Below are 15687 nucleotides of genomic sequence, written 5' to 3'. Positions count from 1 at the left end.
GGCGCGGCACTAAAGGGAGCCGATGCTGGCATGCGGGTTGAGCGCGAAACCCCAGTCAAACAAGCTTGCGGCCTGATCCCAATAGGTCGGTCCGCCCTCTTTCACCAGTCCGTACATCATCGCGATCACCAATCTGCGGCCCCCGTGGGCAGCCGCGCCGACAAACGTCTTACGCGCGGCGTTGGTGAAGCCCGTTTTGCCGCCGATCGCGCCCGGATACCGCTGCAGCAGCTCGTCCTGGTTGACGATCGGCTGATCACCGTTATCGCCGGGGAACATCGCCGAGGGCTCGGCGGTAATCTGCGCGAACTCCGGATTGGCCATGGCGGCCCGGAAGATGACCGCCAAGTCGTGTGCCGTCGACCAACCCGAGCCGCCGGGGCCGTCCAGGCCTGATGGGGTCGCGGCGTGGGTGTTCGACGCGCCCAACGCCGCGGCCTTGGCGTTCATCTTGCCCACGGCCACGTCTTGGCCGCCCAGCATGTGCGCCAGAGTGTTCGCGGCATCGTTGCCCGAAACCAGCAGCAAGCCGTCGAGCAGTTGGCGTGCGGTGTAGGTGCGGCCCGGCTTGACGCCGACGCAGTTGCACTCGACCTGGGTGTCGGCGACGTCGGCGACGACGGTGGAGTCCAGGTTCAATTCGTCCAGGGCCACCAGCGCCAACAACACCTTGATGGTGCTTGCGGGCGGGTGGGCCACATCCTGGTCGCGGCCGGCCAGCACCTGACCGCTGTCGAGGTCCGCCACGATCCAGGTCTGGGCCGGGCCGTCGGGGATTGGCACTGAGCCGGCGGGTTGTACATCGGTGTCCGCTGATGCGGTGCCCACACCATAGGCACCGACCGCAACCAGCGCAGCGGCCACCCGAATCCCAGCCATGAGCTTTCGCATGGGCGCAGAGTTTAACGGGCTGCCCCACCGCGGTGTTGAATCGATGCATGTTGAGCTTGGCCGAAATCTCCGACCGCTTGGAAATCCAGCAGCTGCTGGTGGACTACTCCACCGCTATTGACTTGCGCCGATTCGACGACCTCGACAAGGTGTTCACCCCCGACGCCTATATCGACTATCGAGCCCTGGGCGGCATAAACGGCAAGTACCCCGAAGTCAAGCAATGGCTGTCGCAGGTGCTGCCGAACTTCCCGGTGTATTCGCACATGTTGGGCAACTTCTCGGTCACCATTGACGGCGACACCGCGTCGTCGCGGGTGATCTGCTTCAACCCCATGGTGCTGGGCGGAGATAAAGAACAGGTGCTGTTCTGCGGGCTGTGGTACGACGACGAGTTCGTACGCACCCCCGAAGGTTGGCGGATGACGCGCCGGGTCGAAACCAAGACCTTCCAGAAAGTGATTTAGGGGAATTTCCGCCGGAGGACCCGTTCTGGCACAATTGGCCGCTGTCCGCCGCGCGGCCGTGCCCCTTTTGCGGGCCGTTGCGTGGCGACACACGCGAGGCAAAACCGGATCCGGGCATCCCGCCCGGGTCGCTGAATTGCAGCGTGACATACACAGGAGAAATCGCTTAATCATGGCTGTGAAGATCAAGCTCACCCGGCTTGGCAAGATCCGCAATCCCCAGTACCGAATCGCCGTCGCCGATGCCCGCACTCGGCGCGACGGTCGTTCCATCGAAGTCATCGGCCGATACCACCCCAAGGAAGAGCCGAGCCTCATCGAGATCAACTCCGAGCGCGCCCAGTACTGGCTTTCCGTGGGCGCCCAGCCCACCGAACCGGTCCTCAAGCTGCTGAAGATCACCGGCGACTGGCAGAAGTTCAAGGGCCTGCCCGGCGCCGAGGGCCGGTTGAAGGTCGCCCCGCCCAAGCCCAGCAAGCTCGAGCTGTTCAACGCCGCGCTGGCGGCCGCCGAGGGCGGTCCCACCACCGAGGCCGCGAAGCCGAAGAAGAAGTCTCCGGCCAAGAAGGCCGCGAAGGCTGCAGAGGCCGCTCCGGGCGCCGAGGCCGAGAAGGCGGAGACGCCGGCCGAAGGCAGCGAGCAATCCGAGTCGACCCAGCCGTCCCAGCCAGCTACCGAAAGCTGAGCGGCGAGATGAGCACCGTCGTGGCCGACGCCGTCGAACACCTCGTCCGCGGAATTGTCGACAACCCCGATGATGTCCGGGTGGACATGGTAACCAGCCGTCGCGGGCGCACCGTAGAAGTTCATGTCCACCCGGACGATCTGGGCAAGGTGATCGGGCGCGGGGGACGTACCGCGACCGCGCTGCGCACGCTGGTCGCCGGCATCGGCGGCCGCGGTATCCGCGTCGACGTGGTGGACACCGACCAGTAGCGGAACTCACGCTCATGGAGTTCCCATGGAGCTGGTAGTCGGGCGCGTGGTCAAGGCGCACGGCATCAACGGCGAGATCGTCGTCGAGGTTCGCACCGACGATCCAGATAACCGGTTTGCGCCGGGTACCACGTTGCGTGCCAAGAGATTCCGCGGTGCCGATCAAGAAGGCGATAACGAGCGCGGCTACGTCGTCGACAGTGCGCGTGATCATGGAGCACGGCTGCTGGTGCGATTGGTCGGAGTGACCGACCGCGACGCCGCGGACGCGCTGCGCGGCAGCTTGTTCGTCATCGACTCCGATGAGCTGCCTCCGATCGATGAGCCGGATACCTTTTACGACCATCAGCTCGAAGGCCTGCGGGTCCGGACGACCGTGGGGCAGGACATCGGCGTCGTCGCCGAGGTGCTGCACACCGCCGCCGGAGAACTATTGGCGGTCAAACGTGATGCGGGTGAAGTCTTGGTGCCGTTCGTGAGCGCCATCGTGACGACGGTGTCGTTGGACGACGGGGTCCTCGTCATCGATCCGCCAGAGGGTCTGCTGGATCTGGGCTAGCCGTGCGCATTGACGTCATCACGATTTTTCCGGGCTACCTGGACCCGTTGCGGCAATCGTTGCCGGGCAAGGCGATTGCGTCGGGCCTGGTCGACCTGCAGGTGCATGACCTGCGGCGGTGGACTCACGATGTGCACCACTCGGTAGACGACGCGCCCTATGGTGGCGGTCCTGGCATGGTGATGAAGGCGCCGGTGTGGGGCGAGGCGCTCGACGAAATCTGTTCCGGAGAGGCGCTATTGGTCGTCCCTACCCCCGCCGGCGCGTTGTTCACCCAGGCCACCGCCGCGCGCTGGAGCACCGAGGCGCACCTGGTGTTCGCCTGTGGCCGCTACGAGGGCATCGATCAGCGCGTCGTTGAGGATGCGGCGCGTCGGATGCGTGTCGAAGAGGTCTCGATAGGCGATTACGTGTTGCCCGGCGGGGAATCGGCGGCTGTCGTGATGATCGAAGCCGTATTGCGGCTGGTGGCTGGGGTGCTTGGCAATCCCGCTTCCCTCCAAGAGGATTCGCACTCGCCCGGGCTGGACCGGCTGCTGGAGGGGCCCAGCTACACCCGGCCGCCGAGCTGGCGCGGTCTCGACGTCCCGGAGGTTCTGCTCTCCGGTGACCACGCCCGCATTGCCGCCTGGCGTCGGCAGGTTTCGGTGCAGCGCACTCGGGAACGGCGCCCCGAGCTGCTGGACTGAAGACTGGCCGAGCAGACGCATAATCGCCCTGGAACGAGCGTTCCAGGGCGATTATGCGTCTGCTCGTGCGGGTGAGTGGTCAGATCCGGCCGTTGGGAAAAATCGTCTTAACGGCCTCGGTTATCGTCGCGCGCGCGGTGGCATCGTCGGAGGGCTGCAGCGACTCGATCACCATGATGTAGCGGTGGTCCGCGCCGATCACACCGGTGGACAGATGCATCCAGTCGGCGCCGATACAGCACATCCAGCCCTGTTTGACGGCGACCGGTTCGGCGTACAAACCGTCGGGGATTCCGAATCGCTGTGGGTAGCCGTCGATCCCGGTCGGCGTTGATTGAGCTAGGTCGTTGACGATAATCCGGGCGCGCTCCAGCGGTAGTCCGCCCGAGCCATCGAGCAGTCTGTCGTAGTAGCGGATCAGGTCTTGCGCCGAACTGATTGTGTTCCACCAGCGCCCGTCGCTGGGCGGTGCGGTCGATGTAAGTCCGTACCGGCTCGCGACCTGGGTGATGATCGCGTCTCCGCCGTCCTGGCCCCAGAATCGTTCTGCCGCGCCATCGTCGGATGACTGCAACATGACGTCCAATGCCCGGTGGTCATCTGGGGACAATGCGGCTTTGCCTTCGGATTCGTGAAGCAGCAGATTGTCGGCGATAAAGAGCTTGGCCACCGACGCGGTGGCGATGATCTGGGTGTTGCCGTTGGAGACCAACTGGTGGGTAGCGCGATCGAGGATCGCCACCGACAAGGTGGCGCCCCTGGCGGCGGCTTGTTCGGTTGCCTGCTGGATGCGGGCCTGCACGCCGCTGAGCCCGGTGCCGGGAAACACGTCCGGCAGCGTCTCGGGCACCCCGAGCGGAGTGACGGCGCGCAGCAGCAGTTCGACCAGTTGTTGTTGTGGTTGTGCTGGTGCTTGGGACGAATTGCGAGCGGGCGCGTTATACGTCTTTGCCTGTACCTTTGCTTCGCAGCCAGCGATCACCACCAACGTCACCGCTGCCGCGGCGGTAAGCACCGTTAGCGGCCGTGCTCGCATTCCACTCCTTCTGACATCCTTGTGACGGCGTTGACATCCGTCGACATCACAAGACGTACAGGTGGGCGGCCGCTTTGCCATCTGCCCTGGGCGTCACGAACAGCTTCGGGTTTGACTCGCGCGGTCTGACCCCAGTCATATGTACCATTTGCCGGCGCTTTCGGGCGGTCGTGAACACCGGAGTTTTCTTGTGATTTTCACTGCATGCGCACCGTCTGGCACAATTGACCAGTTGTCTCCAGCGGTTGTCGGTGGGCCGGTGCTCCCGCCTGCTAGGAGATACACCCCAGAAGCCCGAAACCCATCGGCTGGGTGACCGACACACGCCTGCGTGTGGGCGGTTCACGAAGCCGCGACCTCGAGGAAGTGTTTTCCAATGAACAGGCTGGACTTCGTCGACCAGGCGTCGCTGCGCGACGACATCCCGGCCTTCAGCCCGGGCGACACCATCAACGTGCACGTCAAGGTGATCGAGGGCGCCAAGGAACGTATCCAGGTGTTCAAGGGCGTGGTTATCCGCCGACAGGGCGGCGGCATCCGCGAGACGTTCACGGTGCGCAAGGAGAGCTACGGCGTCGGCGTGGAGCGGACCTTTCCGGTGCATTCGCCGAACATCGACCATATCGAGGTGGTGACCCGTGGCGACGTCCGTCGCGCCAAGTTGTACTACCTGCGGGAACTTCGCGGTAAGAAAGCCAAGATCAAGGAGAAGCGCTGACCGGGACCGCCGTGGCGCCCATGCGTCGTCGCCTCGGCGGTTATCTAGGCCACGACCCGTGCTGGCTACGCTGATCTCGTGACCGAAACCACGGACTCCCCATCCGAACGCCAGCCCGATGCTGGTCAATCGGAGTCGAAGCCCGCTGCCGACGACTCAACGACAGAGGCTGAGGAACCCGAAGCCGAGTCGAAGCCCAAGAAGTCCACGCTGCGGGAGTTCGCGACTCTGGCGGTGATTGCGGTGGTCCTCTATTACGTCATGTTGACGTTTGTGGCGCGCCCGTACCTGATCCCATCCGAGTCGATGGAACCCACGCTGCACGGGTGCTCGACTTGTACCGGCGATCGCATCCTGGTGGACAAACTTACCTATCGTTTCAGCTCACCCAAACCCGGCGACGTCATCGTCTTCAAGGGACCGCCGTCGTGGAATGTCGGTTACAAGTCGATCCGGTCTTCCAACACCGCGGTGCGCTGGTTGCAGAACGGGCTTTCGTTCATAGGTTTTGTGCCTCCCGACGAGAACGACCTGGTTAAGCGCGTGATCGCGGTCGGCGGTCAGACGGTTCAGTGCCGCGCCGACACCGGTTTGACGGTCAATGGCAAGCCCCTCAAGGAGCCGTATTTGAATCCCGGCACCATGATGGCCGACCCGTCGGTGTACCCGTGCCTGGGCAGCGAGTTCGGCCCGGTCACAGTTCCACCGGGACGTCTGTGGGTGATGGGCGACAACCGGACCCACTCGGCGGATTCGCGCGCCCATTGTCCGATGCTGTGCACCGGTGATCCGATGGCGGGAACCGTGCCGGTGTCCAACGTCATCGGCAAGGCTAGATTTATCGTGTGGCCGCCGTCGCGATGGGGTGGTGTGGGTTCGGTGAACCCCCAGCAGGGCCAGTAGCCGTGGCTGGAATATGACTAAGACTTGGCCGCCGCGGACGGTGATCCGTAAGTCTGGGGGTTTGCGGGGGATGCGCACCCTGGAGTCCGCGCTGCACCGCGGCGGTCTGGGCCCGGTGGCCGGGGTCGACGAAGTCGGTCGGGGTGCATGCGCCGGTCCGCTGGTGGTCGCGGCCTGCGTGCTTGGCCCAAATCGGTTGGAAAGTCTTGCTGCTCTTGATGATTCGAAGAAACTCACGGAGACGGCGCGGGAAAGGCTGTTTCCGTTGATCCGCCGTTACGCGCTTGCCTACCACGTGGTGTTCATCCCGTCGGTTGAGGTCGACCGCCGCGGGGTGCATGTGGCAAATATCGAAGGCATGCGGCGTGCGGTGGCCGGCTTGTCGGTGCGGCCCGGTTATGTACTCACCGATGGCTTTCGGGTGCCTGGGCTGCCGGTGCCGTCGTTGCCGGTGATCGGTGGCGATGCGGCGGCTGCCTGCATCGCCGCGGCAAGCGTGCTGGCGAAAGTCAGCCGGGACCGGTTGATGGTCGCGATGGACGCCGAGCACCCCGGGTACGGCTTCGCCGAGCACAAGGGCTACTGCACTGCCGCGCACAGCCTCGCCCTGGCCCGGCTGGGCCCCTGCCCCGAGCACCGCTACTCGTTTATCAATGTGCGGCGGGTGGCGAGCGGGTCCAACGGGAGGGTGGTAGCCGAATTCAAACCGAACCCTCCGGACGACGAGACGACGACCGGTAAAGACTGGTAAAGACTGGTAAAAACTGGTGAGGAATGATGAGACGCGTGTTCTGTTCACCGGGCAAATTGGCTGGGAGAAGGACGTCTGAGCGGATGAGTGGCAGATGAGTGCAGAGGATCTCGAAAAGTACGAAACCGAGATGGAGCTCTCGCTGTACCGCGAATACAAGGACATCGTCGGCCAGTTCAGCTACGTCGTGGAAACCGAGCGCCGCTTCTATCTGGCAAACAGTGTGGAGCTGATGCCGCGCAATGCCGACGGTGAGGTGTACTTCGAGCTGCGACTGGCCGACGCCTGGGTGTGGGACATGTATCGCCCGGCCCGGTTCGTCAAGCAGGTGCGGGTGGTCACCTTCAAGGACGTCAACATCGAAGAGGTCGAGAAACCCGAACTGCGGCTGCCCGAGTAGCCCACTAGGCGTTCATACCGCGACCGCGCGTTCCACACCTGACCGCCTCGTTCGGCGTTTGGCTGCCCGCCCCCGCGGGAAGATTATTCCGGGTGGGACTCACTGTGGCCGTCACCGGACCAACCGGAGAGATCGGCACCTCGGCGGTCACCGCACTGGAGCGCGAACCAGCGGTGCAGTCAATCGTCGGAATGGCGCGTCGGCCGTTCGATCCCGCGGTGCACGGGTGGGTGAAGACCACTTACCTGCAGGGCGACATCCTGGACCGCGACTCGGTAGTTGCGTTGGTGGCGGACGCCGACGTCGTGATCCACCTGGCGTTCATCGTGATGGGTTCGCGCGATGAGAGCGCACGCATCAACCTGCAGGGCACCCGCAATGTCTTCGAAGCGACCGTCGCCGCACTACGGCCACGGCGGCTGGTCTACACCTCGTCGGTGGCGGCCTACGGCTATCACTCCGACAACCCGGTGCCGCTCACCGAGGACGTACCGACGCGCGGATCCCCCGAGCACTACTACTCGGAACAAAAGGCGGCGTGCGAGGCGGAACTCGCCGAGATCACCAAGGGCTCCTCGCTCGAAGTATTTGTGCTGAGGCCTTGCATCGTCGCCGGTCCCGATGCTCACGCACTGGCCGATGCGATGCCGTGGAAACAGCTGCCGGCCCCGGTGCGCGCGGTGAGCAAGGCTGTGCCGATATTGAAGCCGGTCGTGCCGGACCCCGGTATTCCCCTGCAGCTGGTACATCACGACGACGTCGCGGCCGCCATCGCACTCGCCGCCACAGCTCCGGCGCCGCCCGGGGCATACAACATTGCCGGCGACGGGATCGTGACGGTCAGCGACGTGGCCAACGCGCTGGGAGGTCGCCCGGTCCGGGTTCCTGCAGCCGCTGCCTCGGCCGCGTCTGTGGCGATCGCTCGGTTGCCGTTGGTTCCCTCCCTGCTCGAATGGCTACATGTCGCAAGGACATCGGTGGTGATGGACACAAGTAAGGCCAAGCGCGAACTCGGCTGGCACCCGACGCACTCCTCGGCGGAGACCTTGGCCTCGTTGGCTTCAGCTGTGTGAGGCTGCCAGGCAGTCGCGGTACGTTGAGGCAGTGAGCTTCCAGCGCTTCGCCGGGTCACGCGACGTCCCCGCCGATTACAACGAGCATGCCGTCACGGTTTCGCCGCGTAAGCACGAGGCGGCGGGCGTGCGCGCGGTGCTGGTGTCGGTGCAGCGCGGGCTGGAACAGATGGGCGCGCTGCGTACCGCGGCGGCGCTGGCACGGCTGAATCAACGTCATGGCTTTGACTGCCCCGGGTGCGCGTGGCCCGAGGAGCCCGGTGGCCGCAAATTGGCCGAGTTCTGCGAAAACGGCGCCAAAGCCGTCGCGGAGGAAGCCACCAAGCGCACCGTGACGCCGGAGTTCTTCGCTCGGCACTCCATCTCTCAGTTGTCCGCCAAGCCGGAGTATTGGCTGTCGCAGCAGGGCCGCCTTGCCCACCCGATGGTGCTGCGCCCGGGAGACAACCACTATCGGCCGATCGGCTGGGAGGCCGCCTATCAGCTGATCGCCGAGCACCTCACGGCGCTGGCTAGCCCCGATGAGGCCGTGTTCTACACCTCGGGACGCACCAGCAATGAGGCCGCGTTCTGCTACCAGTTGCTGGTGCGAAGTTTTGGCACCAACAACCTGCCCGACTGTTCCAACATGTGCCACGAGTCATCGGGCTCGGCGCTTAGCGAGTCCATCGGGATAGGCAAGGGATCGGTCACCGTCGACGACGTTGCGCACGCCGACCTGATCGTCATCGCCGGGCAGAATCCGGGCACCAACCACCCGCGGATGCTGTCGATACTCGAGAAGGCAAAGGCCAACGGCGCCAAGATCATTGCGGTGAACCCACTCCCGGAGGCCGGGTTGATCCGGTTCAAAGATCCGCAGAAGGTGAACGGGGTTGTGGGACATGGCATCCCGATAGCCGATGAGTTCGTCCAGATCCGCCTCGGCGGGGACATGGCATTGTTCGCCGGGCTCGCCAGGTTGTTGCTGGAGGCCGACGAGCGCGCGCCGGGCAGCGTAGTCGACCAGTCGTTCGTCGAACAGCATTGCGCCGGCTTCGACGAGTACCGGCGCAGGACCCTGCACGTCGACATCGACACGGTGCTCGTGGCCACCGGCATCGATCGAGTCCAACTCGACCGCGTCGCGGCGATGCTGATGGCTTCGGAACGCACGGTTGTGTGCTGGGCGATGGGCCTCACCCAGCATGCCCACGCGGTCGCCACCATTGGCGAGGTCACCAACCTGCTGCTGCTGCGCGGCATGATCGGCAAGCCCGGCGCAGGCGTGTGTCCGGTGCGCGGGCACTCCAATGTCCAAGGCGACCGCACCATGGGCATCTGGGAGCAGATGCCCGAACAGTTCCTGGCCGCCCTGGATCGTGAGTTCGGCATCACCAGTCCCCGCAAGCATGGCTATGACACCGTGGCCGCGATCCGCGCCATGCGCGACGGGCGGGCCAAGTTCTTCATGGGAATGGGCGGCAACTTCGCGTCGGCGACCCCGGACACCGCCGTCACCGAGGCGGCGTTGCGCAGTTGCGCGCTGACGGTGCAGGTCTCGACCAAACTCAACCGCAGCCACCTCGTGCACGGCGCTACCGCGCTGATCCTGCCGACACTGGGCCGCACCGACCGCGACATCCGCAACGGGCGCAAACAACTTGTGTCAGTAGAAGATTCGATGTCGATGGTGCACCTCTCGCGCGGCAGCCTGCATCCGCCCAGCGACCAGGTGCGCAGCGAGGTCGAGATCGTCTGCCAGCTGGCCCGCACGCTGCTCGGGCCGGCGCATCCGGTGCCGTGGGAGCGGTTCGCCGGTGACTACGACACGATCCGCGACGCGATCGCGGCGGTGGTCCCCGGCTGCGGTGACTACAACCGCAAGGTGCGCGCGCCCGACGGGTTCCAACTGCCGCACCCACCGCGGGACGCGCGCGAATTCCACACCAGCACAGGCAAAGCCAACTTCGCGATCAACCCGCTGCAATGGGTGCCGGTGCCGCCCGGCCGGTTGGTGCTGCAGACACTGCGCAGCCACGACCAGTACAACACCACGATCTACGGGCTCGACGATCGATACCGCGGTGTCAAGGGCGGCCGCCGGGTGGTGTTCGTCAACCCGGCTGACATCGAGGCGCTAGGTTTAACGGCAGGCGACCGCGTCGATTTGGTTTCGGAGTGGACCGACGCCGAAAGTGGTCTACAAGAGCGCCGCGCGAAAGACTTTCTGGTGGTGGAGTATTCGACTCCTGTTGGCAACGCCGCGGCCTATTATCCGGAGACCAATGCACTGGTCCCGCTCGATCACACCGCGGCCAAGTCGAACACCCCGGTGTCCAAAGCGATCATCGTCCGATTGGAGCCGGCGTCTTAGTGGGCCACGTAACGGTGCGCTGGCGGGCGACGCATCTCACCGCCGATCGAGCGACCACCCGACCGGAGACCTTGGCCGTCGAAGAGCCGCTGGAGATTCGCCTCAACGGGATTCCGGTGACGGTGACCATGCGCACACCGGGCTCGGATATCGAACTCGCGCAAGGTTTTCTGCTGACCGAAGGGGTTATCGCGCGCCGCGAGGATGTATTGACCGCCCGCTATTGCGGGGGGCAAGGTGAAAATAGCGTCAACACGTACAACGTTCTTGACGTTACGCTGGCGCCGGGTGTCCGACCGCCCGAGCTCGATGTGACCCGTAACTTTTACACCACCTCGTCGTGCGGGGTCTGTGGCAAGGCGTCGCTGGACGCTGTGCGCCTGATCAGCCGGTACTCACCCGGCGACGATCCGGCCACCGTCGCTGCGACCACGCTGCAGGCGATGCCGGACCAACTTCGCGGCGCCCAAAAGGTTTTCGCCAGTACCGGTGGGTTGCATGCCGCGGCGTTGTTCGGGGTGGACGGCGCCATGCTGGCGGTGCGCGAGGACATCGGTCGGCACAATGCCGTGGACAAGGTGATCGGCTGGGCGCTGGAACAGGACCGGATACCGATGGGCGCCGCGGTGCTTCTGGTCAGTGGGCGGGCTTCGTTCGAGTTGACCCAGAAGGCGCTGATGGCCGGGATTCCGGTGTTGGCCGCCGTATCCGCGCCGTCGTCGCTGGCCGTCGCGCTGGCCGAGGAATCTGGGATCACGCTGGTGGCGTTTCTGCGCGAGGATTCGATGAACGTTTACACAAGGGCCGACCGAATCATTTAGCGGGCGGCCCGCGCTGTGGATCGATGTCCAACTGGGGATAGCCCGTCGCTAGCCCGGCGCTGAGGCGCTTACGGCGGCAGATGTGTCGGAGCTGGTGTGCAGGTTGGTCGCATGACGACCCAGAAGACGATGACCCGGGTCCAGCTGGGAGCGATGGGCGAGGCGCTCGCGGGGGACCATTTGACCAGGCTGGGCCTGCGGATCTTGGACCGCAACTGGCGCTGCCGCTACGGCGAATTGGACGTAATCGCCGCCGACGCGCCCACTCGCACGGTGGTGTTCGTGGAGGTCAAGACCCGTACCGGCGACGGTTACGGGGGCCTGGCGAACGCGGTGCCCGAGCGCAAGGTCCGGCGGCTGCGCCGGCTGGCCGGCCTGTGGTTGGCCGGTCAGGACGGGCGGTGGGCGGCGGTGCGCATCGACGTGATCGGCGTGCGGATCGGCCGTCGCCGAACCCCGGAGATCGTCCACCTGCGAGGGGTCGGCTGATGGCGCTGGGACGCGCATTCTCGGTCGCCGTACGTGGATTGGACGGAGAGACAGTGGAAATCGAAGCCGACATCACCTCGGGGCTGCCGGGTGTTCATCTCGTGGGATTGCCCGACGCCGCATTGCAGGAGTCCCGCGACCGGGTTAGGGCGGCCGTCACCAACTGCGGAAACACCTGGCCCATGGCGCGGCTCACGCTCGCCCTGTCACCGGCGACGCTGCCGAAAATGGGATCGGTCTACGACGTGGCTTTGGCGGCGGCGGTGTTGTCGGCGCAACGAAAAAAGCCGTGGGATCGGTTGGAGAAGACGGCGCTGCTGGGCGAGCTGTCGCTGGACGGGCGGGTCCGGCCGGTGCGCGGGGTGTTGCCCGCCGTTTTGGCCGCTAAACGCGACGGCTGGCCGGCCGTCGTGGTTCCGGTCGACAACCTGGCCGAGGCCAGCCTGGTCGACGGCATCGACGTGTGGGGGGTGCGCACCCTCGGGCAACTGCAGAATTGGCTCAATGGGTCCGCCGGCCTGGACGACAGGATCGCCGCGGCCGCCCCCACCCAGGAGCCGACGGTCGATCTGGCCGACGTGGTGGGGCAATCCCAGGCCCGGTTCGCCGTCGAGGTGGCCGCGGCGGGGGCGCATCACCTCATGTTGACCGGTCCGCCGGGTGTGGGCAAAACGATGCTGGCGCAACGCCTTCCGGGATTGCTACCGCCGCTGACCGAGAGCGAGTCGCTGGAGGTCACCGCGATCCACTCGGTGGCCGGCCTGTTGTCGGGGGACACGCCGTTGATCACCAGGCCGCCGTTCGTGGCGCCGCACCACAGTTCCAGCGTCGCGGCACTGGTCGGCGGGGGTTCCGGAATGGCCCGTCCGGGTGCGGTCAGCCGGGCACATCGCGGGGTGTTGTTCCTAGACGAGTGCGCCGAGATCAGCCTCAGCGCGCTGGAAGCGCTGCGGACGCCGTTGGAAGACGGGGAAATTCGGCTTGCCCGTCGCGACGGCGTGGCCTGCTACCCGGCGCGGTTTCAACTGGTATTGGCCGCCAACCCGTGTCCATGTGCGCCGGCTGATCCACAGGACTGCATCTGTGCGGCCGCGGCCAAGCGGCGCTATCTTGGCAAGCTGTCCGGCCCGTTACTGGACAGGGTCGATCTGCGGGTGCAGATGCATCCGGTTCGGGCTGGGGCATTTGCACCCGAGGACGGGGAGTCGACGCTGCAGGTGCGTCACCGGGTGGCGGTGGCACGCGACGCGGCCGCTGCGCGCTGGCGACCACACGGATTCCGCACCAACGCCGAAGTCAGCGGGCCACTGCTGCGGCGCAAGTTCCGCCTCAGCTACACCGCGATGGAGCCGCTGCGCACGGCGCTGGACCGGGGACTGCTCAGCATCCGCGGCCTGGATCGCACGCTGCGCGTCGCGTGGAGTTTGGCCGATCTGGCCGGTCGCAGCTCGCCCGGGGTCGACGAAGTGGCCACCGCCCTGAGCTTCCGGCAAGCAGGAGCGTCGCGATGAACCCCAGCGATCCGCGGCTGCGGGCCTGGGCCTATCTGTCCCGGGTGGTAGAACCGCCCTGCGCGGAGCTCGCCGCACTGGTTAATTGTGTTGGCCCAGTGGAGGCGGCCGACCGGGTCCGCCGCGGGCAGGTCACCGGCGACTTGGCGCGCGACACTGAGGCCCGACGCAAAAACGACCAAGCCGCAGCGGATCTCGAGCTTCTCGCTCGCCGCGGGGGGCGATTGATTACGCCGGACGATGACGAGTGGCCGGTGCTCGCGTTCGCCGCATTCGCGGGCTCCACGGCGCGGGGAAGGCCTCGCGGCGTGCAGCCGATGGTGTTGTGGGCGCTGGGTCCGGCGCGGCTGGACGAGGTGGCGCAGCGCGCCGCCGCGGTGGTCGGAACTCGGGCCGCGACCGCCTATGGCGAGCATGTGGCGGCGGACCTGGCAGCCGGGCTGGTCGAACGCGACGTCGCGGTTGTCTCCGGTGGCGCGTATGGCATCGACGGCGCGGCGCACCGCGGAGCGCTCAATTCCGAGGGCATCACCGTGGCGGTATTGGCCGGGGGACTGGACATCTTTTATCCGGCCGGTCATTCGGCGCTGCTGCATCGCATCGCGCAGCACGGGCTGCTGTTCACCGAATACCCGCCGGGTGTCCGCCCGGCCCGGTACCGCTTTCTGACGCGCAACCGCCTGGTGGCTGCCGTGGCAGGGGCAGCGGTGGTGGTGGAGGCAGGCGTGCGCAGCGGCGCCGCCAACACCGCCGCCTGGGCGCGGGCGTTGGGTCGGGTGGTGGCCGCGGTGCCCGGGCCGGTGACATCGTCGGCGTCAGCGGGTTGCCATGTCTTGTTGCGCAACGGCGCCCAGTTGGTCACCCGCGCCGACGACATTGTTGAGTTAGTTGGTCATATCGGTGAGTTGGCGGCCGACGAAACAGGTCCTACCAGCGTGTTCGATGGGCTCAGCGGGACCGAGCGTCAGGTGTACGAGGCGCTGCCCGGCCGCGGCGTGGCCACCGTCGATGAGATCGCCGTCGCGTCCGGGCTGGTACCCGAACAGGTACTGGGGCCGTTGGCGATGCTCGAGGTGATCGGGTTGGCAGAGCGCTACGAAGGCCGCTGGCGAATCGTGCGAGCCGGTCCTGCACGGGCTTCGGCCAGGTCTCCAGAGGCGCGACTCGTATAGTCGACGAGGGTTGGTTTGAACAGGAGGATAGGTTGGCGGGTCGACCCCTGCACAGCTTTGAAATTGTCGGTACCCGACAGCTCACACCGCACATGGTCCGGGTGCTCCTGGGCGGCAACGGCTTCGAAACCTTCGTTCCCAGCGACTTCACGGACTCCTACGTCAAGTTGGTCTTCGTCGCTGACGACATTGATGTCGCCGGGTTGCCGCAGCCGTTGACTTTGGACAGCTTCGCGGCCCTACCCCCGGAGAAGCGGCCGTCGGTGCGCACCATCACCGTTCGTAGCGTCAACACCGCGGACCGCCAGATCGCCCTAGATATTGTGACGCATGGCGAACACGGGGTAGTTGGCCAGTGGGCGGCGGCGGCCCAACCCGGCCAGCCCATTCACCTGATGGGACCCGGCGGGGCCTACACGCCGGACCCGGCCGCCGACTGGCATCTGTTGGCCGGTGACGAGTCCGCGCTGCCGGCCATCGCCGTCGCGCTAGAAGCGTTGCCCGCCAATGCAATCGGTAAGGCATTCATCGAAGTTGCCGGCCCGGATGACGAGATCGGTTTGACCGCACCAGAATCCGTCGAGGTGAACTGGGTTTATCGTGGCGGGCGTGCCGATCTGGTTCCCGAAGACCGTGCCGGCGATCATGCGCCGCTGATCGAGGCGGTCACCAGCACACAGTGGCTGCCCGGACAGGGTCAGGTCTTCATCCATGGCGAGGCGCAAGCCGTCATGCACAACCTGCGGCCCTACATCCGCAACGAGCGCGGCGTGAAAGGCAAGTGGTCGGCGTCGATCTCCGGTTACTGGCGGCGCGGACGCACCGAAGAGTCATTCCGGCAATGGAAGAAAGAACTGGCCGAGGCGGAGGCAGGGCCTTAGTAGGGGCGTCCGCCTGCGCTGGCATTCTCATCGC

18 protein-coding genes are annotated in these 15687 nt (G+C 65.8%); 16 read left to right on the top strand and 2 right to left on the bottom strand.

Translation table 11 applies throughout. The features are described from left to right. Positions 1-9 precede the first annotated feature (9 nt). Complete coding sequence (locus tag MSIMFI_RS20070; RefSeq protein ID WP_191498834.1) at positions 10-891, bottom strand: D-alanyl-D-alanine carboxypeptidase family protein; 882 nt, start codon at positions 889-891, stop codon at positions 10-12. A gap of 47 nt (positions 892-938) precedes the next feature. Between MSIMFI_RS20070 and MSIMFI_RS20065 the strand changes: the two genes are divergently transcribed. The 5 genes from MSIMFI_RS20065 to trmD all read left to right on the top strand — a co-directional run bounded on the left by MSIMFI_RS20065 (position 939) and on the right by trmD (position 3542). Then, complete coding sequence (locus tag MSIMFI_RS20065) at positions 939-1358, top strand: nuclear transport factor 2 family protein (protein WP_191498833.1); 420 nt, start codon at positions 939-941, stop codon at positions 1356-1358. A 172-nt stretch (positions 1359-1530) separates the two neighbouring features. Next, the gene (rpsP, locus tag MSIMFI_RS20060; protein ID WP_191498832.1) at positions 1531-2043 is read left to right on the top strand and encodes a 30S ribosomal protein S16; all 513 of its coding nucleotides are present in this window, start codon (positions 1531-1533) and stop codon (positions 2041-2043) included. A gap of 8 nt (positions 2044-2051) precedes the next feature. After that, positions 2052-2294 carry an RNA-binding protein gene (locus MSIMFI_RS20055; RefSeq protein WP_085250341.1) on the top strand — a complete coding sequence of 81 codons (243 nt, stop codon included), beginning with the start codon at positions 2052-2054 and terminating at the stop codon, positions 2292-2294. A 25-nt stretch (positions 2295-2319) separates the two neighbouring features. Further along, positions 2320-2853: a ribosome maturation factor RimM gene (gene rimM, locus MSIMFI_RS20050; RefSeq protein ID WP_191498831.1), complete on the top strand. Its 534-nt coding sequence runs from the start codon at positions 2320-2322 to the stop codon at positions 2851-2853. A 2-nt stretch (positions 2854-2855) separates the two neighbouring features. Continuing rightward, positions 2856-3542, top strand: a complete 687-nt coding sequence (gene trmD, locus MSIMFI_RS20045) for a tRNA (guanosine(37)-N1)-methyltransferase TrmD (RefSeq protein ID WP_186242421.1) — start codon at positions 2856-2858, stop codon at positions 3540-3542. Between the two features lie 79 nt (positions 3543-3621). Here the strand turns inward: trmD and MSIMFI_RS20040 are convergent, their stop codons facing one another. Further along, positions 3622-4578 (bottom strand): serine hydrolase, encoded by a 957-nt coding sequence (locus MSIMFI_RS20040; protein ID WP_191498830.1) that lies wholly within the window; start codon positions 4576-4578, stop codon positions 3622-3624. Positions 4579-4954: 376 nt separating this feature from the next. Here MSIMFI_RS20040 and rplS point away from each other — a divergent pair, with 376 nt between their 5' ends. The 11 genes from rplS (at position 4955) to MSIMFI_RS19985 (ending at position 15653) form a co-directional block, all read left to right on the top strand. Next, entirely contained in the window at positions 4955-5296 is a 342-nt protein-coding gene (gene rplS / locus MSIMFI_RS20035; protein WP_012393605.1) for a 50S ribosomal protein L19, read from the top strand. A gap of 78 nt (positions 5297-5374) precedes the next feature. Next, positions 5375-6199, top strand: a complete 825-nt coding sequence (gene lepB / locus MSIMFI_RS20030; RefSeq protein ID WP_191498829.1) for a signal peptidase I — start codon at positions 5375-5377, stop codon at positions 6197-6199. A gap of 13 nt (positions 6200-6212) precedes the next feature. Next, positions 6213-6950, top strand: coding sequence for a ribonuclease HII (locus MSIMFI_RS20025; RefSeq protein ID WP_191498828.1), 738 nt, complete (start codon positions 6213-6215; stop codon positions 6948-6950). Positions 6951-7044: 94 nt separating this feature from the next. Then, entirely contained in the window at positions 7045-7350 is a 306-nt protein-coding gene (locus tag MSIMFI_RS20020; protein ID WP_067243032.1) for a DUF2469 domain-containing protein, read from the top strand. A 92-nt stretch (positions 7351-7442) separates the two neighbouring features. Continuing rightward, a complete protein-coding gene (locus MSIMFI_RS20015; RefSeq protein ID WP_191498827.1) occupies positions 7443-8423 on the top strand; it encodes an NAD-dependent epimerase/dehydratase family protein in 981 nt (326 codons plus the stop codon). Beyond that, a complete protein-coding gene (locus MSIMFI_RS20010) occupies positions 8416-10779 on the top strand; it encodes an FdhF/YdeP family oxidoreductase (RefSeq protein WP_191499093.1) in 2364 nt (787 codons plus the stop codon). Before MSIMFI_RS20015 ends, MSIMFI_RS20010 begins: the two co-directional genes overlap by 8 nt. Then, on the top strand, positions 10779-11600 hold the full coding sequence (gene fdhD, locus MSIMFI_RS20005) for a formate dehydrogenase accessory sulfurtransferase FdhD (protein ID WP_191498826.1): 822 nt from the start codon (positions 10779-10781) through the stop codon (positions 11598-11600). Before MSIMFI_RS20010 ends, fdhD begins: the two co-directional genes overlap by 1 nt. 111 nt (positions 11601-11711) lie before the next feature. Continuing rightward, a complete protein-coding gene (locus MSIMFI_RS20000) occupies positions 11712-12089 on the top strand; it encodes a YraN family protein (RefSeq protein ID WP_191498825.1) in 378 nt (125 codons plus the stop codon). After that, positions 12089-13600 (top strand): YifB family Mg chelatase-like AAA ATPase, encoded by a 1512-nt coding sequence (locus MSIMFI_RS19995; protein ID WP_191498824.1) that lies wholly within the window; start codon positions 12089-12091, stop codon positions 13598-13600. The genes MSIMFI_RS20000 and MSIMFI_RS19995 overlap by 1 nt, the downstream gene beginning before the upstream one ends. Continuing rightward, on the top strand, positions 13597-14772 hold the full coding sequence (gene dprA, locus MSIMFI_RS19990) for a DNA-processing protein DprA (protein ID WP_191498823.1): 1176 nt from the start codon (positions 13597-13599) through the stop codon (positions 14770-14772). Before MSIMFI_RS19995 ends, dprA begins: the two co-directional genes overlap by 4 nt. Positions 14773-14804: 32 nt before the next feature. Continuing rightward, positions 14805-15653 (top strand): siderophore-interacting protein, encoded by an 849-nt coding sequence (locus MSIMFI_RS19985; protein ID WP_191498822.1) that lies wholly within the window; start codon positions 14805-14807, stop codon positions 15651-15653. Positions 15654-15687: the final 34 nt, after the last annotated feature.

The sequence above is a fragment of the Mycobacterium simulans genome (assembly GCF_900232995.1).
Lineage (GTDB): Bacteria > Actinomycetota > Actinomycetes > Mycobacteriales > Mycobacteriaceae > Mycobacterium > Mycobacterium simulans.
Note: the sequence above shows the minus strand (reverse complement) of the source record. Positions and strands in the feature narration are given on the sequence as shown.

Coding starts and splice junctions, on each gene's coding strand:
- MSIMFI_RS20055 (WP_085250341.1), top strand. CDS start 2,052: ATGAGCACCGTCGTGGCCGACGCCGTCGAACACCTCGTCCGCGGAATT.
- MSIMFI_RS20025 (WP_191498828.1), top strand. CDS start 6,213: ATGACTAAGACTTGGCCGCCGCGGACGGTGATCCGTAAGTCTGGGGGT.
- dprA (WP_191498823.1), top strand. CDS start 13,597: ATGAACCCCAGCGATCCGCGGCTGCGGGCCTGGGCCTATCTGTCCCGG.
- MSIMFI_RS20000 (WP_191498825.1), top strand. CDS start 11,712: ATGACGACCCAGAAGACGATGACCCGGGTCCAGCTGGGAGCGATGGGC.
- rplS (WP_012393605.1), top strand. CDS start 4,955: ATGAACAGGCTGGACTTCGTCGACCAGGCGTCGCTGCGCGACGACATC.
- MSIMFI_RS20020 (WP_067243032.1), top strand. CDS start 7,045: ATGAGTGCAGAGGATCTCGAAAAGTACGAAACCGAGATGGAGCTCTCG.
- MSIMFI_RS20070 (WP_191498834.1), bottom strand. CDS start 891: ATGCGAAAGCTCATGGCTGGGATTCGGGTGGCCGCTGCGCTGGTTGCG.
- MSIMFI_RS20040 (WP_191498830.1), bottom strand. CDS start 4,578: ATGCGAGCACGGCCGCTAACGGTGCTTACCGCCGCGGCAGCGGTGACG.
- MSIMFI_RS19995 (WP_191498824.1), top strand. CDS start 12,089: ATGGCGCTGGGACGCGCATTCTCGGTCGCCGTACGTGGATTGGACGGA.
- rpsP (WP_191498832.1), top strand. CDS start 1,531: ATGGCTGTGAAGATCAAGCTCACCCGGCTTGGCAAGATCCGCAATCCC.
- rimM (WP_191498831.1), top strand. CDS start 2,320: ATGGAGCTGGTAGTCGGGCGCGTGGTCAAGGCGCACGGCATCAACGGC.
- MSIMFI_RS20065 (WP_191498833.1), top strand. CDS start 939: ATGTTGAGCTTGGCCGAAATCTCCGACCGCTTGGAAATCCAGCAGCTG.